At 67.1% G+C, this 1,507-nt stretch carries 2 protein-coding genes; both read left to right on the forward strand.

What is annotated here, in order from left to right:
- Positions 1 to 369: MFS transporter (locus tag WBF82_RS09875; RefSeq protein WP_424382860.1), on the forward strand; the 369-nt coding region annotated here is incomplete at its 5' end.
- A 13-nt stretch (positions 370 to 382) separates the two neighbouring features.
- The coding region (locus tag WBF82_RS09880) for an NAD(P)/FAD-dependent oxidoreductase (RefSeq protein ID WP_424382861.1) at positions 383 to 1,507 on the forward strand (1,125 nt) is incomplete at its 3' end.

The raw sequence follows: 1,507 nt of genomic DNA on the forward strand, positions 1-1,507 counted from the left end.
CTGGCGACCATCTGGTTGGGCGCGTCGTCGTCGGTGCCTGTGTTCCTCGTTGCGGCGTTCGTCGGAGGCGCGACCTCGGGCGTCTTCGCCTCACCGCAGCAGGCCGCGGTCGCCGACATTCTGGGCAGCGTGGCACGCACGGGTACCGCGGTGGCGACATTTCAGATGATGCTCGATCTGGGTGCTGTCGTCGGCGCGATGGCGGTAGGTCAGATCGCCGAGCACCTTAGCTTCGGCTGGGGGTTCGCGATCAGCGGGATCGTCCTGCTCGCCGCCGGTGTGGGCTGGATGTTTGCCCCGGAAACGCGGGTAGCGGGCCAGTCGGCGTCCGAGGCGTGGGAGACAGGGGCCGCGTCGGAGCTGGCCTGAGGGAGGTTCGGCGATGGTTGAACCGCGATCAGCGATCGTGGTGGGAGCTGGCATCGTCGGGTTGTCGACGGCATGGTTTCTGCAAGAGCACGGCATCTCGGTGACGGTGGTGGACCGCACCGGTGTCGCGGCGGGCGCCTCCTGGGGTAACGCCGGATGGATCGCTCCGGCGCTGAGCATTCCGCTCAACGACCCGCGAACGTTGCGATATGCGTTGCGGTCATTGTCGAATCGCGATGCGCCCGTGCGTATTTCGCCGAGCATCGATCCTGTCCTGTGGAGATTCTTGTTGCGGTTCGCGATGAACTCCCGAGAGTCGTCATGGCGACGAGCGGTGCGGGCGAACCTGACGCTCAACGAACAGTGCATAGCGGCCTACGACGTGTTGGTGTCCAACGGGGTTGACGCGCCGATTACCGACGCGCCGATCACCGCGCTGTTCCGCACTTCGGCGGAGGCCGAACACCTGCTGGAACAACTGCAGCGGTTACACGATGCCGGCCAGCCCAGCTCCACCACGGAGTTGACCGGTGCGCCCTTGCGTGAGCAAGTGCCGCTGGCCTCGAGCGCGGTGACGGCCGGTGTCCGCATCGACGGTCAACGGTTCGTCGACCCCGGACGGTTCGTGCAGGCGCTGGGCCGCTCGGTCGTCGAACGGGGTGCGGCCTTGGAGATCATGGACGTCGCCGATGTACAGACGGTCAGGGACGGCGTCGCCGTGCACCCCCATGGTGGTCCGGCGCTGACGGCCGAGGTGGCGGTAATCGCGACCGGTGCATGGCTGCCGGGATTGGTACGCCGCTGGGTTCGGGTTCCGGTGCAGGCCGGGCGTGGTTATTCCTTCACGGTGCCGGTGGAGCGCCCGATATTCGGGCCGATTTATCTGCCGGATGTGCGGGTGGCGTGTACGCCGTTGAATGGGAAGCTGCGGGTCACCAGCATGATGGAGTTACGTGGTCCCGAAGCTCCCGCGTCTGCCGGCGTTGTCGATGGGATCGTCGATTCGGCGGGCCAGTTCTTCGACGGGGTTCGCTGGGCGGAGCGCGACGAGACATGGGTTGGCCCGCGCCCGCTCAGTCCGGACGGGCGTCCGCTGGTGGGACCGGTCGTCGAGAACCGCGTCTTCGTCGCGGGTGGC

Origin of the sequence: Mycobacterium sp. (assembly GCF_049673265.1) — a bacterium.
Taxonomy (GTDB): domain Bacteria; phylum Actinomycetota; class Actinomycetes; order Mycobacteriales; family Mycobacteriaceae; genus Mycobacterium.